21 protein-coding genes and 1 tRNA gene are annotated in these 21484 nt (G+C 38.9%); 12 read left to right on the forward strand and 10 right to left on the reverse strand.

Annotated elements, in window-relative coordinates:
* Positions 1-74 precede the first annotated feature (74 nt).
* Positions 75-1649 (reverse strand): cation:proton antiporter family protein, encoded by a 1575-nt coding sequence (locus H5087_RS13285; RefSeq protein ID WP_004335737.1) that lies wholly within the window; start codon positions 1647-1649, stop codon positions 75-77.
* 266 nt (positions 1650-1915) lie between these two features.
* Here H5087_RS13285 and H5087_RS13290 point away from each other — a divergent pair, with 266 nt between their 5' ends.
* Both H5087_RS13290 and H5087_RS13295 read left to right on the forward strand, forming a co-directional pair.
* Positions 1916-2659, forward strand: coding sequence for a sporulation protein (locus H5087_RS13290; protein ID WP_004335740.1), 744 nt, complete (start codon positions 1916-1918; stop codon positions 2657-2659).
* A gap of 69 nt (positions 2660-2728) precedes the next feature.
* Positions 2729-3178: a GNAT family N-acetyltransferase gene (locus H5087_RS13295; RefSeq protein ID WP_004335742.1), complete on the forward strand. Its 450-nt coding sequence runs from the start codon at positions 2729-2731 to the stop codon at positions 3176-3178.
* A gap of 78 nt (positions 3179-3256) precedes the next feature.
* On the opposite strand, the gene H5087_RS13300 is transcribed toward H5087_RS13295, so the two are convergent.
* The 6 genes from H5087_RS13300 to H5087_RS13325 form a co-directional block, all read right to left on the reverse strand.
* A complete protein-coding gene (locus H5087_RS13300) occupies positions 3257-4612 on the reverse strand; it encodes a sodium-dependent transporter (protein WP_182672328.1) in 1356 nt (451 codons plus the stop codon).
* Between the two features lie 204 nt (positions 4613-4816).
* Complete coding sequence (locus H5087_RS13305; RefSeq protein WP_182672329.1) at positions 4817-6109, reverse strand: HAMP domain-containing sensor histidine kinase; 1293 nt, start codon at positions 6107-6109, stop codon at positions 4817-4819.
* Positions 6110-6128: 19 nt separating this feature from the next.
* Positions 6129-6833 carry a response regulator transcription factor gene (locus H5087_RS13310; RefSeq protein WP_182672330.1) on the reverse strand — a complete coding sequence of 235 codons (705 nt, stop codon included), beginning with the start codon at positions 6831-6833 and terminating at the stop codon, positions 6129-6131.
* Between the two features lie 24 nt (positions 6834-6857).
* Entirely contained in the window at positions 6858-7241 is a 384-nt protein-coding gene (locus H5087_RS13315; RefSeq protein ID WP_024597091.1) for a DUF3019 domain-containing protein, read from the reverse strand.
* On the reverse strand, positions 7231-8013 hold the full coding sequence (locus H5087_RS13320) for a MipA/OmpV family protein (RefSeq protein WP_223231666.1): 783 nt from the start codon (positions 8011-8013) through the stop codon (positions 7231-7233). Before H5087_RS13320 ends, H5087_RS13315 begins: the two co-directional genes overlap by 11 nt.
* A gap of 478 nt (positions 8014-8491) precedes the next feature.
* A complete protein-coding gene (locus tag H5087_RS13325) occupies positions 8492-9295 on the reverse strand; it encodes a hypothetical protein (RefSeq protein WP_182672332.1) in 804 nt (267 codons plus the stop codon).
* A 112-nt stretch (positions 9296-9407) separates the two neighbouring features.
* On the opposite strand from H5087_RS13325, the gene H5087_RS13330 reads away from it, so the two are divergent.
* Positions 9408-10565 carry a serine hydrolase gene (locus H5087_RS13330; protein WP_182672333.1) on the forward strand — a complete coding sequence of 386 codons (1158 nt, stop codon included), beginning with the start codon at positions 9408-9410 and terminating at the stop codon, positions 10563-10565.
* Positions 10558-11058 carry a histidine phosphatase family protein gene (locus H5087_RS13335; protein WP_002963152.1) on the forward strand — a complete coding sequence of 167 codons (501 nt, stop codon included), beginning with the start codon at positions 10558-10560 and terminating at the stop codon, positions 11056-11058. Before H5087_RS13330 ends, H5087_RS13335 begins: the two co-directional genes overlap by 8 nt.
* A gap of 82 nt (positions 11059-11140) precedes the next feature.
* Here the strand turns inward: H5087_RS13335 and yhbY are convergent, their stop codons facing one another.
* Positions 11141-11437, reverse strand: coding sequence for a ribosome assembly RNA-binding protein YhbY (gene yhbY, locus H5087_RS13340; RefSeq protein WP_002963153.1), 297 nt, complete (start codon positions 11435-11437; stop codon positions 11141-11143).
* A gap of 88 nt (positions 11438-11525) precedes the next feature.
* Between yhbY and rlmE the strand changes: the two genes are divergently transcribed.
* From rlmE to H5087_RS13380, 8 genes are all read left to right on the forward strand, one after another.
* A complete protein-coding gene (gene rlmE, locus H5087_RS13345; protein ID WP_002963155.1) occupies positions 11526-12155 on the forward strand; it encodes a 23S rRNA (uridine(2552)-2'-O)-methyltransferase RlmE in 630 nt (209 codons plus the stop codon).
* 66 nt (positions 12156-12221) lie between these two features.
* Complete coding sequence (gene ftsH / locus H5087_RS13350; RefSeq protein WP_039485975.1) at positions 12222-14165, forward strand: ATP-dependent zinc metalloprotease FtsH; 1944 nt, start codon at positions 12222-12224, stop codon at positions 14163-14165.
* Between the two features lie 78 nt (positions 14166-14243).
* The gene (gene folP, locus H5087_RS13355; RefSeq protein ID WP_182672335.1) at positions 14244-15089 is read left to right on the forward strand and encodes a dihydropteroate synthase; all 846 of its coding nucleotides are present in this window, start codon (positions 14244-14246) and stop codon (positions 15087-15089) included.
* Positions 15089-16438: a phosphoglucosamine mutase gene (gene glmM, locus H5087_RS13360; protein WP_002962765.1), complete on the forward strand. Its 1350-nt coding sequence runs from the start codon at positions 15089-15091 to the stop codon at positions 16436-16438. Before folP ends, glmM begins: the two co-directional genes overlap by 1 nt.
* Positions 16439-16509: 71 nt before the next feature.
* Entirely contained in the window at positions 16510-17259 is a 750-nt protein-coding gene (gene tpiA / locus H5087_RS13365) for a triose-phosphate isomerase (RefSeq protein ID WP_182672336.1), read from the forward strand.
* Between the two features lies 1 nt (position 17260).
* Positions 17261-17614, forward strand: coding sequence for a preprotein translocase subunit SecG (gene secG, locus H5087_RS13370; protein WP_002962769.1), 354 nt, complete (start codon positions 17261-17263; stop codon positions 17612-17614).
* An 80-nt stretch (positions 17615-17694) separates the two neighbouring features.
* Positions 17695-17779, forward strand: a tRNA-Leu gene (locus H5087_RS13375).
* A 209-nt stretch (positions 17780-17988) separates the two neighbouring features.
* Positions 17989-19614 carry a methyl-accepting chemotaxis protein gene (locus H5087_RS13380; protein WP_002962771.1) on the forward strand — a complete coding sequence of 542 codons (1626 nt, stop codon included), beginning with the start codon at positions 17989-17991 and terminating at the stop codon, positions 19612-19614.
* 224 nt (positions 19615-19838) lie between these two features.
* Here H5087_RS13380 and H5087_RS13385 read toward each other — a convergent pair whose 3' ends face one another.
* Both H5087_RS13385 and H5087_RS13390 read right to left on the reverse strand, forming a co-directional pair.
* Positions 19839-20246: a hypothetical protein gene (locus H5087_RS13385; protein WP_002962772.1), complete on the reverse strand. Its 408-nt coding sequence runs from the start codon at positions 20244-20246 to the stop codon at positions 19839-19841.
* Between the two features lie 12 nt (positions 20247-20258).
* Positions 20259-21404 (reverse strand): porin, encoded by a 1146-nt coding sequence (locus H5087_RS13390; RefSeq protein ID WP_182672337.1) that lies wholly within the window; start codon positions 21402-21404, stop codon positions 20259-20261.
* Positions 21405-21484: the final 80 nt, after the last annotated feature.

Consider the following 21484-nt stretch of genomic DNA (forward strand, 5'->3'; position numbering starts at 1 on the left):
TTTTCATTTAAAAACTAATAACAAAGCCTTAATGATTTTAAGGCTTTGTTATTTATAGACGTTATAAAAAGTGATTATTCGTTAAATAGCTCTTGTTTAACGTGCTCTGCAAAACCACTACCTGCTTCTAAGTAAAAGTTATAAGTAGAATGAACACCCATTTCTTCTAGCTCTTTTTGTTGATCAGGGTAGTTTGCAATAGCTGTTACTTGGCCTTTATAACCTGAGGCTTGTAGTTGCTCTAGCGCAAAAATATTTTGCATATGCTTTGGCATTGCAAGCATGACCATTTCTACTTGCGAATGATTTACTCGTTGCCAAAAGTCAGGATCTGTTGCATCAGCAATTAATACGTTGCGGCCTCTGTTAACGTGCTTATCTACCACTTCAGGTTTTATATCTATGCCTGCAACAACATTTGGGTGAGTCGCGTTGATTGTTTCATAAGCACCAGTACCAATACGTCCCATACCAAAAATGACTATTTTAGTATCGTTTAGGTTAACAGGTAGCTCTTCAGCTAAACGAGTTTTGCTTTCAAACTTTAATAGCCAGTGCTCTATTTTTACGTATAGCTCGTTTGAGCGCTTATTTAACGGCGAGGCAATTACAAAGGTAATAGAAACAGCAATTGCCATTACGGCCAGCCACTCAGAAGTGATCATGCCTGTGCTAGCTGCTACTGCACATACAATTAACCCAAACTCACTGTAGTTAGATAAACTAAAGGCGGTAAGTAATGATGTACGTGCGCGTAGTTTGAATATATTTGTGAACACGTAATAAAGCGCTATTTTAATAGGTAAAACTAAAACAAGTATAATAGCAACGATTAATGAGCTAGTGGTTAGCTCTGCGCTCAAGCCAATACTTAAGAAAAAACCGACTAATAATATGTCTTTTAAATTAAGCAGAGATTTTGATAGTTCTCCTGCTTTTTTATGTGGTGCAAACATCATCCCAATTATGAGTGCGCCTAGGTCGCCTTTTAATCCTGCAAATTCAAATGCATGATAACCAGCAACTAAAGCAAAGAAAAAACCAAATAATGGTAATAGTTCACCATGTTTAGAGCGATTTAATACGCCATACATGACAGGTCGTAATAAAGGCAGAGCAATTATTAATGCAATTGCCCATACATTTGGAATTTTACCTGTACTAATCGCTAAAAAGATAACAGCAAAGATATCTTGCATGACTAGTATACCAATGGCTATTTTACCGTGAAGGCTTGCCATTTCTCCGCGTTCTTCAAGCACTTTTACTGCAAATACAGTACTTGAAAAACTAAGCGCAAACCCAACTAATAAAGCACTTTGCCAACTTAAATCAATAAACAGTGGAATAGCGAAAACACCAAGCAATAACATAAAGCCACTAAAAAGCGCGCTGCTAAAAATAATATGCAATGTTGCAGGCGCCCACACTTGGGGTTTAATTAAACTGTTTACCTTTAGCTTTAAACCAATACTAAAAAGAAGAAGGGTTACGCCAAGTGCTGCTATTGTATCGAGCAACTCTGTACTTTTATAACCCGATAAATTTAAAGCAAAACCTGCTAATAAAAATCCAATAAGAGGAGGCAGCTTTAACTGATAAACAGCAAAGCCACACACAAACGCGGCGGCAAAATAGATTAGTTCCATAATTCTTAATATCACTTCATTTGGGGTTGCAGTGTAACGAAAAATTTATACCATTGAAAATAAAAATAGACCTAAAAATGAACGCGTCTAATCAAATACTTGCCTAGCTGTGTATAAAAAATGCGCATCAAACATATATTTAATCGTAAATAGCATGTAAATAACATTTTTTCACTGACATTGGCTTTTAAATATGGTTAAGATGCGCTAACGAAGAAGTTTAAGCAAGAGCAAATAATAGAACCGCTCAGCTTAAGGAGAAATATATGTTTAAAAAGATTTTAGCGTCGGTAGGTATTGGTGCTGCAAAAGTAGATACTGTTTTAGAGACTGAACACCTACAACCTGGTCAGCTTTTTAATGCACAAATAGTCATTACCGCAGGTGATGTTAGCCAAGATATTGCAGGCTTAGATTTATTACTTATGACCCGTGTTAAAGTGGCAGGTGATGATGGCGATTATTTTACAAATCATGTGATTGACCAATGGCGAATTACAGATATAGGTACAATTGAGCCTGGCGAAGTTAAAAGTATCCCTTTTGAAGCACGTCTTCATTCTGAAACACCTATTACAGAAATTAATGCAGGTTACAATCAATCTCATGTGTGGCTTGAAACAGGTTTAGATATTGATTTAGCACTTGATCCGAGCGATAAAGACCATTTACATATTTACCCTAATGAAGCTGTTAAAACGTGCATGCAGGCGATGGAAAAGCTAGGTTTTAGCTTAATGAAAGCTGATGTAGAAAAAGGCCATTTGCGCGCTTCAACATTTCAATCGTTATCGGGCTGTTATCAGGAACTTGAATATAAGCCAAATAGCCGTAGTTTATTTGGCATTCAAGAGATCGAGTTGTCATTTGTACCAGAGGCACATAAAACACACGTGCTTATAGAGCTAGACAGGGCCTTTAGAGGCGATGGTTATGTAGATTTAACGATAGAGCATGACCACGTAAATTTATCGCAGTTGTGCGACCAACTAGAGCGCTTATTTGCTTAATATAAACTAACAAGTGAATAATTTTATTAAATCCGGCCTAGGCTGGGTTTATTGTTTATAGGATTTAAAATGCAATTTAAATGTGAGCAGTTTAATGCTTTAGATGCGCATACTCTTTTTACTATTATGCGAGGACGTGTAGACGTATTTGTTGTAGAGCAGGCGTGCCCTTACCCTGAACTTGATGATGTAGATATTGATTTAAATACACAGCATTTATATACACTAGACAATGGTCGGCTACACACTTATGCCCGATGCTATGAAAAAAATGAGCAATACAGCGCAATAGGGCGCGTGCTGGTAAGTAAAAGTGCGCGTGGCAAAGGCGACGCCACTGTACTTGTAAGTAAAGCTATAGAATGCTGTAAAGAGCGGTGGCCTGAACGAGATATTTATATTGGCGCACAAACCTACTTACTTGATTTTTACCGCTCCTTTGGCTTTGAAGATTACAAAAGTGAATATCTAGAAGACGGTATACCTCATCAAGATATGATTTTAAAACTCACTCAATAAATCCAATTTAAGCAGCTATAAAAAAGCCCACTAATGTGGGCTATTTTATTTAAAACTATTTTAAGGCTAAGGTATCATTTAGCTCAATAGTGAATGTAAAAACACCATGCCAATAGCAAGTGGACATACAAACTTAGTATACCAAGGCCATATTTTCCAAAACAATGTATTGTGAACTTCAGGGTTACCCTCCTGAATTGCTTTTAGTAATGAGCCTCTATACCAAATCCAGCCTACAAATATACAACACATAAGACCAAGTAAAGGCTGAGCTACTTTTGTAGTGAGAGTGATTACTAAGCCAAATAAGCTGCTAAGGTTACACACAATTGTAATACTGACGATAGCGATTAGCGCCCCAATCAACCACGTTGCTTGAACGCGTTTCATCCCAAAGCGCTCTACGGTGTATGATACTGGCGCCTCTAACATTGAAATAGATGATGTTAAAGCGGCAATACTCATTAACGCAAAAAATGAAAAACCCACAAATAAGCCAACTTCGCCCATTCCATCAAATAAAGCGGGGAGTACCTGAAACACTAATGTATCTTCAGAGAGTAGCTTACCCGTTGTGGCCGAGAATATTTCAACGCCTTGAGCTTGTGCTACGTACATAGCCGGAATAATCAGTAAACCTGCAACAAAGGCTATAAATACATCAATAAGGGTCACATAGGCACCTAAAGAAACGAGATTTTCTTTTTTACTAATGTACGAGCCGTAAATAATCATTACGCTAGTGCCAAGCGATAAAGAGAAGAAAGCTTGCCCTAGTGCACTTACTAATAGTTTTGCGTCAAAAATAGATGAAAAGTCAGGAACTAAGTAGGCTTTTAAGCCTTCCATAGCACCATCTTGCGTCATCACATAAGCAATAAGTGCAAATAAAATGCCTAAAAGTGCAGGCATTAAACGCTTAGACCACTTTTCAATACCGTTTTCAACGCCTCTACTTATAATAGCGACAGTTAGTACGATAAAGATCATAGTGAATATAATATTTCGAGTAAGTGATTGCTCGCTTAACCATGTAGATGCTGTGTTGGCACCAACTAAAGTGGCTATGGGTTCAGCTGTGGCGCTGAGCATCCAACCGGCAACAATGGCGTAAAAGCTTAGTATAAAGCCAGCACATAAAATACCGCCAAAACCAACAGCAAAAGCAAAGTGTTTTTGCCATGACTTATTAGATATTTTTTGAAGTGATGACACTGCGTTTGCTTGGCCATGACGTCCAATCATAAGTTCAGCCATTAAAGCGGGGTAGGCTAAAAAGAACGCAAGCACTAAATATGCGACTAAAAATGCAGCACCGCCATTACTTGCTGTTTGTGTAGGGAATCCCCAAATATTGCCCAAACCAACGGCAGAACCCGCGGCGGCCATAATAAAACCAAAGCGAGAGCTAAACTCGCCTCTAACTGCGCTCATATTATTGTACTTCTCTATTGTGTGACGGCGGTGACAATCTACTGGAAATGTAAAAAAATAAAAAGTGCTTATTTGCTGATCTAGCACAAATTAATAAGTAAAGTGTATGTTATAACCATCGATTTTAATTGTTGTTATTAAGTCGTTTAAAATAACGAGTTGATTTTGTTTAATAATTGTTAATTACAGTCTGTAACTATTGCTTTACGGATTATGGTGCTGTGCAATAGTGAGAGTAAAGCACGCCCCCCCTAACTGGGTGCTTTTACTTACTTTAACGCTGCCATGATGCCAATCAGCTACCTTGGTAACAATGGCTAGGCCAAGGCCATAACTCTTATCGGCTCTGTTACGGTGATCTTCCTCTCTAAAAAATGGGCTAAATACATTACTAAAGTTCTCTTGTGCAATACCAGGGCCGTCATCTTCTACCGTTATTATAAGCTGTTGCTCGTGTAACTTTGCACTGAGGTAAATATATTGGTTTGCAAAATCACATGCGTTAGTTAATAAGTTAGTAATTGCACGAGCCAGCCAGTGAAGATCTGCATTTATTATTTTATCTGTACTATTGAGCTGTACGTTGAGCATTTGCATTTCAAGTTTTGGTGCAAGTTGAACTAAAATATCTTCAAGGTAGGATTTAATATTGGTTGATGAATAGGTTAGTTTATTCGCGTTTTGCTCTAAAGTAGCAAATGCTAAATAGCTACTAAGCATCGATTCCATATGATCTAAATCGTTTTCCATACGGGTTAAATACTGTTTTACTTTTTGCTCATCATGGCTATCTAATGCCGCATCTAAACCAAATCGCAGGCACGCGATAGGGGTGCGGATGTCGTGAGACAAGCTCGAGGCCATTAGTTTGTTTTCGGCGACAAGTTTCTCTATTTGTCTAGCCATGCGGTTAAAAGTAAGTTCCACATCTTTTATATAGGTAAAGTGCGATACCTTTATTCGGACTTGAACATTACCAGAGGCAAACTTTTTAGCGGCTTCATTTAAGACAGTTAGCCGTTTAGCTAAGGGCGCGATAATAAACCCCATAAATACACATAGGCCTGCGTAAAATAGTAGAGTTAATATAATGTCGTTATGCTGCTCGCTATCAAAAATTTTATCTAAGCGCATTGATAAGTGAAAAGGATTTAAAACGTCGCTACTATAAAGCATATAAAAGCCTTGCTGATCCTCTAAAATCAGCCCACCTGGCGTGTGCATTTGTAATAATAAAGAAGGTGGTAAGGCGAGTGACTCATTTGGCTTGTAGTCAATTAAAACATCAAACTCTCGGGCTAGTTGTTTTACATAATCGCTGCGCTCAGATGTAGGTATGTTAGCTAACTGCTTATTAAAACCCATGATCATTTTACTTTGCTGACTAAATTCATCTTGTGGGGTATGCGCTTGTTGACTAAAAGCATCAATAAGCCAGCCCAATACCACAATAGATAAAAGTGCACTGCCTAGAAGCGATATATAAAACTTTTTCATTTATTTATTCATCGCTCTATTACCACGCGGTAGAAACAAGTAAATATCCACGGCCCCAAATAGTTTTAATTTTTTCGGGGTTTTGTGGATCATCATTAAATTTTTTACGAAGTGCAGAAATAAGTACATCAACACTTCTATCAAGCCCGTCGTACTCTCTACCTTTCGTCGCTTTAAATACGGCATCGCGTGAGACAACTTGACCTGCATTGCTTGCAAGGTAGTGTAATAATAGATATTCGGCGCTTGATATGTTTATATCTTGCTCGTTAAGGGTCACATTTCTAGATTCGGTATTAATACTAAGTGCACCAACTTGAATAATGCCTTGGCTAACCTGTGGCTTATTTGGCTCATTGTTTTGACGCAGTGCTGCTTTTATTCGCGCTAGTAATGCACGCGGACGCACCGGTTTCATTATGTAGTCGCTTGCGCCAACTTCTAAACCAATAACTTCATCCATCTCTTCATCGCGTGCGGTGAGCATTATAATAGGCGAATTATAAAAGCTACGAAGCTCTCTACATACGCTGATACCATCTTGCCCCGGGAGCATAATATCAAGGAGCACAATATTTGGGTTTAACGTTTTGACCTTGCTAACAACTTCGTCACCACGATGACAAACATGCGTTGTATAGCCTTGCTCTGTTAAATATTCAGCAACCCATTGCGCTAGTGATGCATCGTCTTCAACAAGTAAAATAGTGCCGTAGTTATCCATAAAATATCCCTAATGCGATTGGTATTAAAATAGTCGCCAGCGGCGTTTTTTTTGTCTGTTTTGATAAACCCACTGTAGTTTTACTTCTGCTGTACTGATGACTTTGGATGTATTGCTATCAAATAGTTCAAATGAAATGCTTTGCTGTGAGTCAAAAGCATAATTAAAAGTACCACTTTGTTGCTTTAGCCAACATTGCATAATGTACTTTGAAGTTGCATCGCGTAGGCAGTAATTACCAATGATAGGTTGCTCCCACGTAAGTGTAACATCGGCATAGCAATTACGCCCTTCGCGCAGTGCAACGCAAGTGTCGGGTAGTGCTATGAGTGCTTCAGGGGGGTCCTGCGCTTTAACAGTAAAGGTACTGGGAAAGATCAGTAATACCCAGATCCATCTAAAATACATAACGTAGGCCTACCTTGGCTTTATGTTGATATCCTTGGGAAATAATTGGACTGTCGTCAATTTCTTTTGAAAACCATGTAGTAAGCCAACCGGATAAAAACACCCAATCTTGGCTTATTGGATATTCAGCATGGAACTCAAAGATAATACTAGTACTGGCATTGCTGGTATAAATCGGGCGAAGGCTGGTGGCTTCATCGCTATCAATGCCAAAGTAATAATTGGTAAAGTGAGCAGAGTAGGCGCTTAAACCAACACCAGACCTAAACTCCCAGTTTCGCCATGGCAAAATGTGGCTAAAAAAGCTATTTATAACCCAGCCATTATGGGCACCAGATATGTCATGAAGGTATTCAAAGGAGAATTGTGAGTTTTCAAATCGACGCGAGAGCCTAAGACCAACATCAAAATCGTAATTACGTTTTTTAATACCTTGGAGTTCTTTTATAACACCATGGTTATAAAACCCGAGGCCTTTTTCGTCAAACCCGGCTTGAGTATTTGTGCCAAGTATATCTAAGCCCCAATCAAATTTATCTATAAGGCTGTAACCAATTACAAGACCACCGCTGAGTTGATTGTGATCAAAATCAAGATAAAATTTATCGTAAGAAACAGCAAGGCTTAAATCAAGCTCAACGCCCTTATCGTAAGATTCGATACCGATTAGGTAAGAATCTTCAATATAAAAGCCCGCACCTGCACTCCAATCCCAGGCAAAGCCTTGGGTTGGCTCTAACGTATTGTCTGCATAATAGCGATTACTTGCCATACTTGTGGTGCTAAAAATAAAGCAAAAAAGCAATGTTATGCTAACTAAAGTATGGTTAAGCAAAGTGTTTCTCATCCCTATGGGGCCTAATTATTATTTGTTATTAAGCGTAGTATATTGTTAATTCGTTCCTTTAATCTGTAAAAAAATGTAGTAAGTGTTAGGTCTGTTGAACTTTCAAGGTTAAATTTTCAGCAGTCTGTTTGGTATATAGGCAAGGCAGAGCCTATGCAGTGTGGCTATTCCCCATAAATGGGCGATAACGTAGCATTAATGCCAAACAGGCGCTGCCCAATGGGTTCTTCCTAAGGGCTATTTACGCTTTGTTGCTCGGTTTTTACTTATTCTTACATGGATGTAAGCCATTAGAATAACGCAGGAGCAGTTATCGAGCCCACTAGGTTACAAACCGAGCGCCGCGATTAAATAGCCCCTAGTTTAAACAAATTTTAATCTGTAAAGATCAACAGACCCTAATTTACTGAACTTTAATTTTATCGATTAATATACTGCTTAAGTAAAACTGCATCATAGGCGTTAATGCGCTTACTTCTGTTCTGTTACATGGACCACTAAGCTTGGCAAGGCTAGATAACTTTGACAACGTTTTGTACTGAGGGATTTGAATGTCTTTTCCAAGTCTTTCCATGCGGGCTTCATCAGTGTTTTGTTGATGGACAAAAGCGACAACCTCAAGCTCATTAGTTATTTTTTGCTCTTCGGTGAAACTATAAACTAGTGGCTCACGATGAAAACTTGCACTATCAATAGAAGATTTAGCAAACCAAACAACATCACCCGATGCTTTGTGTGTGAGGCGCATACTTACTTGTGCGAATATTGCAGCGCATTCCTGAGTTGGGTATTGCTGAGCAATATCTGAATATAATGTAAAAGGGTTCTCAGGTTGCTTTATTGCGTACTTAATATCGTCAGTGAAAGTTAAATCAAGTTGCTGAATAGTTAGTGTGTAGTCGCTGTTATTTTTAGTGGTTACTTTTAGCTGTTTATCGTTAAGTGCTTGGCTAATTTGCGATAAAAGTTTATCGGTTACACTTGCCTTATCGGTAATAATTTTTACTGTTTGGTTTCTAACTACCTTATGTGCAGGAAGTTGAACGGATTTAACTTTTGGGGATGAGTGTTCTGTGGTGTACTCAAGCTGGTAGGTCTGACTTTTTAATGTTGGCTTTAATGGCATAGCCAGTGGCTCGGCCGGCTGCTTTGTAAGAGTACAACCAGTTGATAATATAACAAAAAGTGACACAACTAAAAAACGCATAAGTACTAAACACTCACTAAAAACCAAATAATCGTCGTATTGTACGTTAGTCCAAACAAAACTTCATGATATTATCTACATAGATGTAGTTAAAAAGATAAAATTTATAAAAATGAAGTATCTCAAATCTTTATTGTATAGCCTACCTGCTTTGTGTTTGTTGTTTAGCTCTGTGAGTTTTGCAGCAAAAGCAGATCCTGATTGGGATGCATTTGTAAAAAAGTACGGCCGTTATGCGCAAAAAAAACTGAAAAATAAAGGTATACCAGGCGCTGCACTTTCGATTGTAAGTACAAACAACTCAGACTACATCCACACCATGGGTGTAACTAAAACCCGAAATGGACAAAAAGTAAATAAGCATACCCGGTTTCGGCTCGCGTCTGTTTCTAAAACATTTGCAGGCTCGTTATCAGCTAAATTAGCCAATGAGGGTTTACTTAAATTAGATAAAGCTGTTAGCGATTACATAATTGAGTTCAAAGGGACTGTTTATCAAGATGATTTAAAGGTATTTCACCTTCTAAGTCATGCAAGTGGGTTAGTGCCTAATGCGTACGATAATTTGATAGAGTCTCGTATGGATTACCCCAGTATTGTTGAAAAATTACTTAGTGTTAAACCTATTTGCAAACCAGGCGAATGTTATGGTTATCAAAATGTTATGTTTAGCCTTATAGGTAATGTAATATTGCAAAGCAGCGGTAAAAGTTACGCGCAGTGGTTACGAGAAACTATTTTTGCGCCTTTAAAAATGAGTGATGCCAGCTTAGGTTTTGAATCTATGGTTCAGGATGAAAATTACGCATTACCACACGTGCGCGGTACAAAACGTTGGTATAGCGCTAAGCTTAAAAAAAATTATTATAAAGTGGGACCTGCAGCGGGTGTAAACGCAAGTGCAAGTGACATGGCCATTTGGTTAAAAGCCCAGCTAGGGCAATACCCTGATGTTTTGTCATTGGATACTCTAGCAAAGCAAACGCGTCCTTATACACATACAAAAAAAGAAATGCATCGCAGGGTGTGGAAAAAACACCTTAATGAGGCTTATTACGGACTAGGTTGGCGGGTTTATAATTACGCTGATGAGACGCTTTACTATCATAGTGGCTGGGTGCAAGGATATAGAAGCGATGTGGTTGTGTTTCCCCACTTAAATGTTGGTTTTAGTTTAATCGTTAATGCTGAAACCGGCGTAATAAATGAATTAACAACTGAATTTATCGACAGGCTATTAGAATACAAACGAGGTAAAAAATATGAATAAAATAATATTAGCAATCACTTTTTTAGCCTTATCGTTTAATTGTAGTTTGGCATTTGCCGCACCTGACGAGGTATATTTGTTTCGTCATAGCGAAAAGTTAACGGGGAAAAACCCAGCGCTCTCAGAAGAGGGGAAGGCACGTGCAAATAATTTAGTTACGTTGTTTAAAGAACATCAAAATATACATCTTTTTAGCAGCAACTATAAACGCACGTTGCAAACAGCCGCACCTTTGCAGGCACATTTTAATACCAAATTAAATGTGTATAACGCAGGTGAGCTAGGTGATTTAAAAAATGAGTTACTCAAACTAAAGGGTGTAGTTGTTGTTATTGGGCACAGTAATACGACGCCACAACTGGCTGAACTACTCTCCAATGAAAAAGTGCCAGCTATGAGTGAGACACAATTTACTCAGTATTTTATATTGCATAATAAGCCCAGAAGTAATGGCACTGATTATGATGTAACGCACCATACAATGAGCTTTTAAATTAAAAAGTGTTAGGTAACAAAAAACCAGCATTAAGCTGGTTTTTTAATTTAAACGTGCTAAATCCTTTAAATAGGATTAATTAATTACGTGGTAAATGTATTTTTTTCTCAACACTTTGACGATAAAGCACAATAGTGTGACCTATCGTTTGTAGCTTAGTCGCACCAGTTTCACGTACGATTGCTTCAAAAATAAGTGCTTTTGTTTCACGATCATCAGTTGGAACTTTAACTTTGATTAATTCGTGAATTTCTAATGCACTTTGAATTTCGACTACTACGCCTTCGGTTAAACCGTTAGAACCTAGTAAAACTACAGGCTTGAGGCTATGTGCCTGACCTTTTAAAAACTGCTTTTGTTTGTTTGATAATGTCATGTTTATACAAATTTTGCTGAATATGGCTTGAATTAAGGGTATTCTAACGCCATCTAGAGAATATTACTAATTAGTTGCGTGTTAATTTATGACAAATAAAAAACAGTCAGCCAGTTCACAGCGATGGCTGAAAGAACATTTTGATGATAAATATGTTCAAGAAGCGCAAAAAAAAGGCTGGCGTTCACGAGCGGTTTTTAAATTAGATGAAGTACAAAATAGAGATAAGTTACTTCGCCCTGGTATGACCGTTGTTGATTTAGGAGCAGCTCCAGGAAGCTGGTCACAGTATTTGGCAGAAAAAGTAGGTGACAAAGGTCAAGTAATTGCCTGTGACATATTACCTATGGACTCACTTGCGGGTGTTGACTTTTTACAAGGTGACTTTCGTGAAGAAGCTGTGTTAAATGCGTTGCTAAAACGTATTGATGGTAAAAATGTTGATGTGGTACTCTCTGACATGGCACCAAATATGAGTGGTAATAACTCAGTAGATCAAGCGGGTAGTATGTATTTGGTAGAACTTGCGCTGGATATGTGTAGTCAAGTACTAAAGAAAAATGGCGCATTTATTGTTAAGGTTTTCCAAGGTGAAGGCTTTGATCAATACTTGCAAGATGTACGTAATAGTTTTAAAGCAGTGAAAATACGCAAACCTGATGCCTCACGTGCCCGTTCTCGGGAAGTATATATAGTAGCGACTGGATACAAACTGTAGTACAGTTGCTTGGCGTTTAGTTGAATTTAAATTAATTGGATACAAGAGGTTAACCCCTTGAGCGATATGGCGAAAAATTTAATACTATGGCTGGTGATTGCAGTTGTGCTGATGTCAGTCTTTCAGAGCTTTAATGGTGGCGAGCAAGTTGATCGTCAAACAAGTTACACTCAATTTGTTAAAGATGTCCGCAGTGGCTCTTTACAAGAAGTTATTATCGACCGCGGTACGGGAAATATTACTGGTACTAAGAGCAGTGGTGAGCGTTTTCAAACAACGATGCCAATGTACGATGAAGACTTAATAAATGATTTACTTAAAAATGATGTAAATGTGAAGGGTGTACAACCTGAAGAACAATCATTCTTAGCAAGTATATTTATTTCTTGGTTCCCAATGATACTGCTTATTGGTGTATGGATATTCTTCATGCGTCAGATGCAAGGCGGCGGCGGTAAAGGCGCTATGTCATTTGGTAAAAGTAAAGCGCGTTTAATGAGCGAAGATCAAATTAAAACAACGTTTGCAGACGTTGCTGGTTGTGATGAAGCGAAAGAAGACGTTACCGAATTGGTAGACTTTTTACGTGACCCTTCTAAGTTTCAAAAGCTTGGCGGTAGTATTCCTAAAGGCGTACTAATGGTTGGTCCTCCTGGCACTGGTAAAACGTTACTTGCAAAGGCTGTTGCGGGTGAAGCGAAAGTACCGTTTTTTACAATTTCTGGTTCAGATTTTGTTGAAATGTTTGTCGGTGTTGGTGCGTCACGTGTACGTGATATGTTTGAACAAGCTAAAAAAGCGGCACCTTGTATTATCTTTATAGATGAGATTGATGCGGTTGGTCGTAAACGTGGCGCAGGTATGGGTGGCGGTAACGATGAACGTGAGCAAACACTCAACCAAATGCTAGTAGAAATGGATGGTTTTGGTGGTAACGAAGGTATTATCGTTATTGCGGCAACTAACCGACCAGATGTTCTCGACCCTGCATTACTTCGTCCAGGTCGTTTTGACCGCCAAGTAGAAGTTGGTTTACCTGATATCCGTGGTCGTGAGCAAATACTTAAAGTACACATGCGTAAAGTGCCATTAGGCGATAACGTAGAGGCGGCTCTTATAGCGCGTGGAACACCAGGTTTTTCTGGCGCTGATTTAGCGAACTTAGTAAATGAAGCTGCACTTTATGCTGCACGTGGTAATAAACGTGTTGTAAGTATGGCTGAATTTGATGCTGCTAAAGATAAAATCATGATGGGCGCAGAGCGCAAAACCATGGTAATGAGCGAGCAAGAAAAAGAAATGACAGCATATCACGAAGCAGGCCACGCAATTGTGGGCCGTATGGTTCCTGAACATGATCCAGTTTACAAAGTATCTATTATTCCACGTGGCCGTGCGCTAGGTGTAACAATGTACTTGCCTGAACAAGACCGTGTTAGTCATTCAAAAGAGCTTTTAGAATCAATGATTTCAAGCCTTTATGGTGGCCGTATTGCTGAAGCGCTTATTTATGGTGCTGACAAAGTAACAACGGGTGCAAGTAACGATATTGAGCGCGCAACTGATATTGCACGTAAAATGGTTACACATTGGGGTTTAAGTGAAAAGCTAGGTCCATTGCTTTACGCTGAAGATCAAAACGAGATGTATATGGGTGGTGGCGGAAGCCGTGCATCTAGTATGTCGGATGATACAGCTAAAGTAATTGATGCTGAAGTACGCTTGTTTTCAGATCGTAACTACCAAAGAGCAGAAGAAATATTAAAAGAAAATATTGATATTCTTCACTCAATGAAAGACGCGTTAATGAAATACGAAACAATAGACGCTAAGCAAATTGATGATTTAATGGCGCGCCAACCAGTGCGTGAGCCGCGCGATGCTCATGACCGCCATGAAGCTAAGCCGGTAAAAGAGCAAGAACCTCAAGAGCCAGTGCTTGATGAAAGTCAAAAAGCGGATGATTCATCGAAAAAAGATGAAACAAACCTTGATGACAAAGCTGAATAATCGTTAAAATAGTAATGAAAGCCCCGAACTTCGGGGCTTTTTTGTATCAGCTATTTAGAAAAAGAATAAAGGTTGGCAATGACTAACATATTAAAGCTTCCGAGAGGGCGTACGCTTAATCTTGAAAAGCCCGTTATTATGGGAATATTAAATGTAACGCCGGATTCATTTTCTGATGGTGGGCAGTTTTTAGATCCCAAAATAGCGCTAAAACGCGCAATGCAATTGTTAGAGGATGGCGCGCAAATAATTGATATTGGGGGGGAGTCTACCCGCCCCGGCGCGCCAGATGTGAGTTTAAAAGATGAACTAGCCCGAGTAATTCCTGCTATTAAAGCGATACGTGAGTACAGTGATTGCGTTATTTCAATTGATACTAGTAAAGCGCAAGTTATGGAGCAAGCAATACTCGCTGGGGCAGATATAGTCAATGATGTAAGAGCTCTACAAGAAATAAACGCTTTAGAAACGGTTGCGCAGTATGAAGATGTAGCAATTTGTTTAATGCATATGCAGGGGCAACCCCGCAGCATGCAGTGCGCACCTCATTACGACAATCTGTTTGCAGATATAAATATGTTTTTTAGTGAACGTATTAAAGCATGTGAAACAGCAGGGATTAAGTTTGAGCGACTTATTCTAGACCCTGGTTTTGGATTTGGAAAAACACTTAGCCATAACTATCAAATATTGGCTAAGTTTGATGATTTTAATAAATTAGGATTGCCGTTATTGGCTGGGTTATCTCGTAAGTCGATGATAGGTAATCTATTAAATAGAGAAACAAATGAGCGATTAGCGGGCAGCTTAGCGGGTGCGTTAATCGCGGCGCAAAATGGCGCAAAAATTATTCGTGTACATGACGTTAAAGAAACCGCAGACGTACTTGGTGTATATCAAGCCTGCGAGAAAGGAATTGCATAATGAAAGAAAGAAAATATTTTGGTACTGATGGCGTACGTGGTCTAGTAGGAACGCCACCTATTAACCCTGAGTTTGCAATGAAGTTGGGTTGGGCTGCAGGGCGCGTATTATCTCAAAGTGGTACTAAAAAAGTCATTATAGGTAAAGATACGCGTATTTCTGGCTACATGCTTGAAACTGCACTTGAGGCTGGTTTAATTGCCGCTGGTATTGATGTTGTATTACTGGGTCCAATGCCGACACCTGCAGTTGCGTATTTAGCGCAAACATTTCGTGCAGAGGCAGGTATAGTAATTAGTGCCTCACATAACCCTTATTACGATAACGGTATTAAGTTTTTCAATGGGCAGGGTCTAAAGCTTGACGATGAAGTAGAGCTTCAAATTGAAGCGATGCTTGATGAGCAAATGACATGTGTTGCTTCAGACAAACTAGGTAAAGCTTCGCGTTTAGTTAGTGCAGACGGCCGTTATATAGAGTTTTGTAAGAGCCAGTTCCCCCAAGGGTTATCTTTAGAAGGGCTTAAAATTGTTGTCGATTGCGCAAATGGCGCTACATACCATATAGCTCCTTCTGTCATGCGCGAACTTGGCGCTGAAGTTATAACACATGCATGCGAGCCTAATGGCGTTAATATAAATCATGAATGTGGCGCTACTCATGTAGATACCCTTAAACGCAAAGTGCTTGAATTTAAAGCTGACGTAGGTATTGCATACGATGGGGATGGCGATCGTGTAATGATGGTTGATCATAATGGTCGTGTATTTGATGGTGACGATTTAGTTTATATTATTGCTTGCCAAGCTGCCGAAGATGATATGTTGGGTGGAGGTGTAGTTGGCACTGTAATGTCTAACATGGGTCTTGAGAATGCTTTAAAAGCAAAAGGTATCGAGTTTGCTCGCAGTAAAGTGGGTGACCGCTATGTAATGGAATTACTACAGCAAAAAGGCTGGAAAATTGGCGGTGAAAGCTCAGGCCATGTATTAAATTTAGATTTAATTAGCACGGGTGATGGCATTATATCAAGTTTGCAAGTACTTGCAGCTATGGTTGCACAAAACCGTACACTACAAGATTTGGGTGCTGGTTTTACTAAATATCCAATGAAAATGATTAACGTGCGCTATACCGCTGGAACAGATCCGACAAAAGCGCCAGAGGTACTTTCAGCTGTAGCAGAAGTTGAGCTTGCTTTAGGCGACAAAGGCCGAGTTTTACTGCGCAAATCAGGCACAGAACCTGTTGTTCGTGTTATGGTTGAAGCCGAGCAAGAAAAAATTGTAATAGACAGCGCTCAAAAAATTGCAGCTGTTGTAGAATCTATGAGCAAACAGACTGATTAATAACAATAACCTCTTGTAACTTTGGGCGAGAAAAGTTAATATCTCGCCCGCTTTCTAATGTGGAGTGGAAAATGGCAATACGCAAGGCGATGGTCGCAGGCAACTGGAAAATGAATGGTTCGTTAGAGCTAGTTAAACAAATGTCTGATGCTATTAACGATGTAAAATCACAAGAGATGGACATTGTTTTATTTCCTCCATTCCCACTTGTACCAGCGATGATAGCTAGTGGTGTTTCTACAGGCGCTCAAACTGTTTCTGAAAATACACCTGGTGCGTTTACTGGTGAAGTAGACGGACAGCTTCTAAAAGATTTAGGTGCAACTTACGTACTCGTTGGTCACTCTGAACGCCGCAGTATTTATAACGAAAGTAATGAAACTGTCGCTGAAAAGTTTGCTAGAGCACAAGAAGTTGGGTTAACACCAATTTTATGTGTTGGCGAAAGTGAAAGTGAGCAAGAAAACGGTCAAACCGAACAAGTAGTTGCTGCACAAATTGATGCAGTAATTGAAAAATTAGGTGTAGCAGCACTGAAAGATTCTGTGATAGCATACGAGCCCGTTTGGGCCATAGGCACAGGTAAGACTGCATCGCCAGAGCAGGCACAAACTGTTCATAAATTTATCCGTGATAAAATTGCTGCACTTGATAGCACTTTAGCACAAGGGCTTACCATCTTATATGGTGGTAGCGTTAATGAAAAAAATAGCGAATTATTATTTGCACAAACAGATATAGATGGCGGCTTAATTGGCGGCGCAAGTCTAAAAGCAGAATCTTTTTCTGCAATCTGTAACAGTGCAAAAGGGACTGTATAAGATGTACGAAATTTTATTAGTAGTTTATTTAGTTGTGGCTTTAGCTCTAGTTGGAATGGTTTTAATTCAACAAGGTAAAGGCGCAGATATGGGTTCTTCATTTGGTGCTGGTGCTTCAGGCACGGTTTTTGGTTCGTCTGGTGCTGGTAACTTTATGACAAAAACAACCACAAGCTTAGCAACAGTATTTTTTGTTTTAAGCATTGTGCTAGGTAACCTAACTGCAGGTCAAATTAAAAAGACTGACGAGTGGGAAAACCTAGAAGCAGCTCCTGCAGTAGAAACTGTAGTTCCTGTTGAAGAAGATGTTCCGGTAACATCTACGAAAGAGCAAAGCTCTGACGTACCGAACTAATTTAGCGTAATGCTATCGTTAAACGATTTATACTCCTCAAATAAATCATATGTTTAACAAATAAGCGAAAGCTTAAAAATGCGGATGTGGTGGAATTGGTAGACACGCCACCTTGAGGGGGTGGTGCTTTCGGGCGTGGGGGTTCAAGTCCCCCCATCCGCACCAAATTTAGAAACCAGTAACAGAAATGTTACTGGTTTTTTTGTGCCTGCGATTTAAATTGAATGTTATTTGTACTTTCTTTTTTTAAAGGGCAATTAGTTATGTAGAATTTTGAATTGTTTGTAAAAAAAACTAGAAATTTTACAAATTTAGTTAACACTTATGAGTAATAAGCCGATAATAGATTTAGACAATAAAATAAGGTATTCACAATGGCTTCAGGCTTCACTTTTCAAAATCTCAGCATAAGTAAAAAAATACATGCGATTACGAGTATTGCTGTCGTTGCATTTTTAGTGATTGTTCTGATCAACTATTTTGCTATGAATGATAATAGAATTGCACTTGATGAAATGGAAAAATCATCCTACAAAGTTGTTAAGTTAACATCTGCTAATGTTGGCATTTTAGAGAAGCTGGACGAACTTTACACCCAAGCCGTAACATTTGGTGAGCAAGATTTAGTCGAGAAAGCATCTGACACATACAAGCAACTTGAGTTGAATATTATTGCGATAGAAAAAATAAATGCCTCTTACATTCACAGTGACACTAAAGAGCAGCTCGCAAATTACGAAAAAATATCAGCGACTATCGCAAATGGCATGGTAAATGGAACAGCAGATTTTAGTAAAATTCAACAACAAGCACAGAGGAAAACAGCGCTTTATACCGATGTCCTAGAAAAGTTTAAGGCAGCACAAGTCAAAGCTGACGATCGCTTTTTTGAACTTGTTGCAAGCACAAAGGACCGTTCTGATTACGCCCTTACGTTAATGTTAGCTGTTTCTATTGTATCGCTTATTTTATTACTCTTTATGGCTATTTGGATAGCTAAGCGAATTGCTTCTTCGGCAAGTGATGCGGCAAATAATTTAAGCTTATTAGCAAGCGGTAAAGGCTCGCTAAGCACTAAATTAACAGTTAACTCTGAAGATGAAATAGGCCAAGTATCTATAAACTTCAACTCTTTTATTGGCATATTGAAAAAAACGGTGTTAGAAATTATCGCGGTTTGCGAACCGTTAATGGAAAACTCTACTCGTTTAGTGCAGGGGATGGAACAAGCGGAGCGTGCAACGACTAAACAAACCACTGATGCTGAGATTGTAAAGCAATCAATGGAAGAGATGAAACAGAGTGTAGGAGATATCTCTCAATCAGCTGCAAGTGCTTCTCATGCAGCGCAAACGGCAGAGAAAGAAGTTGAGCAAAGTAGAACTCAAGTACAAACATCAGTAACCGCTTCTCGTACGTTAAGTGATGAGATTAATCACGCTGCTACAACTATCAATAAATTAGCAGACGATACAAAAAATGTGTCGCAAATATTAAATGTTATTACATCAATAGCGGAGCAAACAAATTTACTTGCACTTAATGCTGCCATTGAGGCTGCCCGTGCTGGTGAGCATGGCCGAGGCTTTGCTGTTGTCGCTGATGAAGTTAGAGAGCTTGCATCGCGAACTGCTCATTCTACAAATGAGATTCGAGAGCTGTTGACTACTTTAACTGAAGCGGCTAACGAATCAGTTACTGCAATGACGACTGCAAGAGATATGGCTACAGATAATGCAACTGCAGCAGAAAAAACGGGTATTTCTATAGAGAAAATTGCAGAGCAAATGTTAGAAATAAATGGAATGAACTCACAAATTGCTGCTGCCACAGAAGAGCAAACATCAGTTGCTGCTATGGTTGTAGAAAACGTGACAAATATGCACGTATCATTTGAAGATACAATGGACTCGCTAACGGCTGTGAGGGATGTAGCTAAAAACCTTCATTACCTTTCAGATAACCTATTAGATGCCACGGCTAAATTTAAAATTGAGTAACGTAGCTAAATCAATTCGAAGTAATGCTTATTCAATTTGAGAGGGCAGATCAGACGCTAGCTGTGTTAAAATTTCTTATTTAGAATACTAAATAAGAAATTTTTGCCTTGCTATTGAACAGTTTTTCTCCCTCAAAATATCTTACTTAATTGAGCGAATTGTTATTAAAGTTTAGTTATAAAAAAACCACCGATTAGGTGGTTTTTTTAATTTAATAATAGCAATTAAAAGGTAGCAATCACTTTAACTTTGTCAGTTGCTTTACTGCTATCTATATAGCCGATTGAATCACCATTAGCGGCAACAAAGTCAATGACAGCTTGATCTGAATCAAACTTTTCAGGCGGTGTTCCTTTACCTGTAAAAACAAGTTTTGACCAATAGGCATTTAATTGGCTGCTCGATTTACCTACCACTTTAGAATTGAATTCATCAGCAATAGCGGTACCGTTTTGAGTTGCTGGGTTGACCTTATTGCCGTTATCAAACGACTTGGCCTTTCCTAAGTAAATTTTCTTAATAGTCTCTGCATCAAGTGCATTTGCATTACCAGGATTTACAATTACTGCAACTTCAGCCAAAGCACCGAAAGAACATAATGAAAGCGCACTAGCTAGGATTAATTTTTTCATATTCCGCTCCAATTAAAATACTAAATCAACACCAACGGCGACTATATCCGTTTCAGTGTCAGTGATGTCATCATCAAATCGACTGAAGTCAATTTTAAATGCAGCTGACGGGTGGAAGTCATAACGGGCGCCGATGGTGTAAACATTACTTTTTGCTTTAGAGCCTTCTAATGCTGAATTTATACCTGCATTTAATTGCGGCACAGCTGTAAGTGAATCATAACGGTTGTTATCGTGTTTATCGTCGTTGTTTTCATAGGTAACGTGAACAAGCCACTCATCCATACGATAGCCTAGAGAGGTATAGTATTGAGTTTGCTCAGCTAAAGCGCTGTTATCGACTTCAAACTGAGTATACTCTGCATCAAATAAAATATTGTTGTAGTCAATTGAAAAGCCAAGTGCGAAAAATGCCCCATCGTCTTCATTTACAGCAATGCTATCAGCTTGATCTGTGAAACCCGAGCTGCGAAGAGTTGCCTCTAGGCCATTAAGGGCGATACCTGCATCAGTATCATTTTCAATGTCAATGGTGGTCTCTGCTACAAAATAGGCAACACGTGCGCTAAACCAATCGTAACTAAGTGACCAGTTAAGACCAGCGATATCATTAAGCTCAGTTTCGCCATTGACCGACACTACTGCGATATTATCTTCAAAGCTACCATATATGACTTGAAGACTTGAGTCCCAATCACCTATTTGTGAGGTATATAGTAAGCTCAACCCTTCGTAAGTAGAAAATGGTAAATTATAAACCGATTGAGGAGGGCGAACCCAGCGATAAGTGTAACCTACATCTAGAAAGTCAGAGTATTTGTAAAATGGCGCACGCATTTTACCAGCGCTGAGTTGTAATTCATCACTAAACTCATAAGTTAAATACGCCCACTCAAAATCGGCATCAAAATCATTCTCGCCGCGAGCCACAATTTGCGCTGTTGCGCTGAGCTTTTCCTGAAGATCGGCAGATAATTGTAATGCAAATACACTCTCATTTTTAAATGAGATATCATCGTCATATCCGTATAAGGTTTGATCACTGTCTAGGCTTTTACCACCCACTATAGATGCAAAACCATTAATACGTACTTCAGCGCTTGCATAGCTAGATGCAAGTACAGCACATACAGCTACTGCTACAGATAGCTTTTTCATATGTATTTCCTATTTGTTATTTAGATGTTGATTTCTTTATTATTATAGGTCCATAACTTCTATTTATCTAATAATTAGAA

Source organism: Pseudoalteromonas sp. SR43-7, assembly GCF_014163785.1.
In the GTDB taxonomy this organism is placed as follows: Bacteria; Pseudomonadota; Gammaproteobacteria; order Enterobacterales; family Alteromonadaceae; genus Pseudoalteromonas; species Pseudoalteromonas distincta.

Coding starts and splice junctions, on each gene's coding strand:
- H5087_RS13285 (WP_004335737.1), bottom strand. CDS start 1,649: ATGGAACTAATCTATTTTGCCGCCGCGTTTGTGTGTGGCTTTGCTGTT.
- H5087_RS13290 (WP_004335740.1), top strand. CDS start 1,916: ATGTTTAAAAAGATTTTAGCGTCGGTAGGTATTGGTGCTGCAAAAGTA.
- H5087_RS13295 (WP_004335742.1), top strand. CDS start 2,729: ATGCAATTTAAATGTGAGCAGTTTAATGCTTTAGATGCGCATACTCTT.
- H5087_RS13300 (WP_182672328.1), bottom strand. CDS start 4,612: ATGAGCGCAGTTAGAGGCGAGTTTAGCTCTCGCTTTGGTTTTATTATG.
- H5087_RS13305 (WP_182672329.1), bottom strand. CDS start 6,109: ATGAAAAAGTTTTATATATCGCTTCTAGGCAGTGCACTTTTATCTATT.
- H5087_RS13310 (WP_182672330.1), bottom strand. CDS start 6,833: ATGGATAACTACGGCACTATTTTACTTGTTGAAGACGATGCATCACTA.
- H5087_RS13315 (WP_024597091.1), bottom strand. CDS start 7,241: ATGTATTTTAGATGGATCTGGGTATTACTGATCTTTCCCAGTACCTTT.
- H5087_RS13320 (WP_223231666.1), bottom strand. CDS start 8,013: ATGGCAAGTAATCGCTATTATGCAGACAATACGTTAGAGCCAACCCAA.
- H5087_RS13325 (WP_182672332.1), bottom strand. CDS start 9,295: ATGCGTTTTTTAGTTGTGTCACTTTTTGTTATATTATCAACTGGTTGT.
- H5087_RS13330 (WP_182672333.1), top strand. CDS start 9,408: ATGAAGTATCTCAAATCTTTATTGTATAGCCTACCTGCTTTGTGTTTG.
- H5087_RS13335 (WP_002963152.1), top strand. CDS start 10,558: ATGAATAAAATAATATTAGCAATCACTTTTTTAGCCTTATCGTTTAAT.
- yhbY (WP_002963153.1), bottom strand. CDS start 11,437: ATGACATTATCAAACAAACAAAAGCAGTTTTTAAAAGGTCAGGCACAT.
- rlmE (WP_002963155.1), top strand. CDS start 11,526: ATGACAAATAAAAAACAGTCAGCCAGTTCACAGCGATGGCTGAAAGAA.
- ftsH (WP_039485975.1), top strand. CDS start 12,222: ATGGCGAAAAATTTAATACTATGGCTGGTGATTGCAGTTGTGCTGATG.
- folP (WP_182672335.1), top strand. CDS start 14,244: ATGACTAACATATTAAAGCTTCCGAGAGGGCGTACGCTTAATCTTGAA.
- glmM (WP_002962765.1), top strand. CDS start 15,089: ATGAAAGAAAGAAAATATTTTGGTACTGATGGCGTACGTGGTCTAGTA.
- tpiA (WP_182672336.1), top strand. CDS start 16,510: ATGGCAATACGCAAGGCGATGGTCGCAGGCAACTGGAAAATGAATGGT.
- secG (WP_002962769.1), top strand. CDS start 17,261: ATGTACGAAATTTTATTAGTAGTTTATTTAGTTGTGGCTTTAGCTCTA.
- H5087_RS13380 (WP_002962771.1), top strand. CDS start 17,989: ATGGCTTCAGGCTTCACTTTTCAAAATCTCAGCATAAGTAAAAAAATA.
- H5087_RS13385 (WP_002962772.1), bottom strand. CDS start 20,246: ATGAAAAAATTAATCCTAGCTAGTGCGCTTTCATTATGTTCTTTCGGT.
- H5087_RS13390 (WP_182672337.1), bottom strand. CDS start 21,404: ATGAAAAAGCTATCTGTAGCAGTAGCTGTATGTGCTGTACTTGCATCT.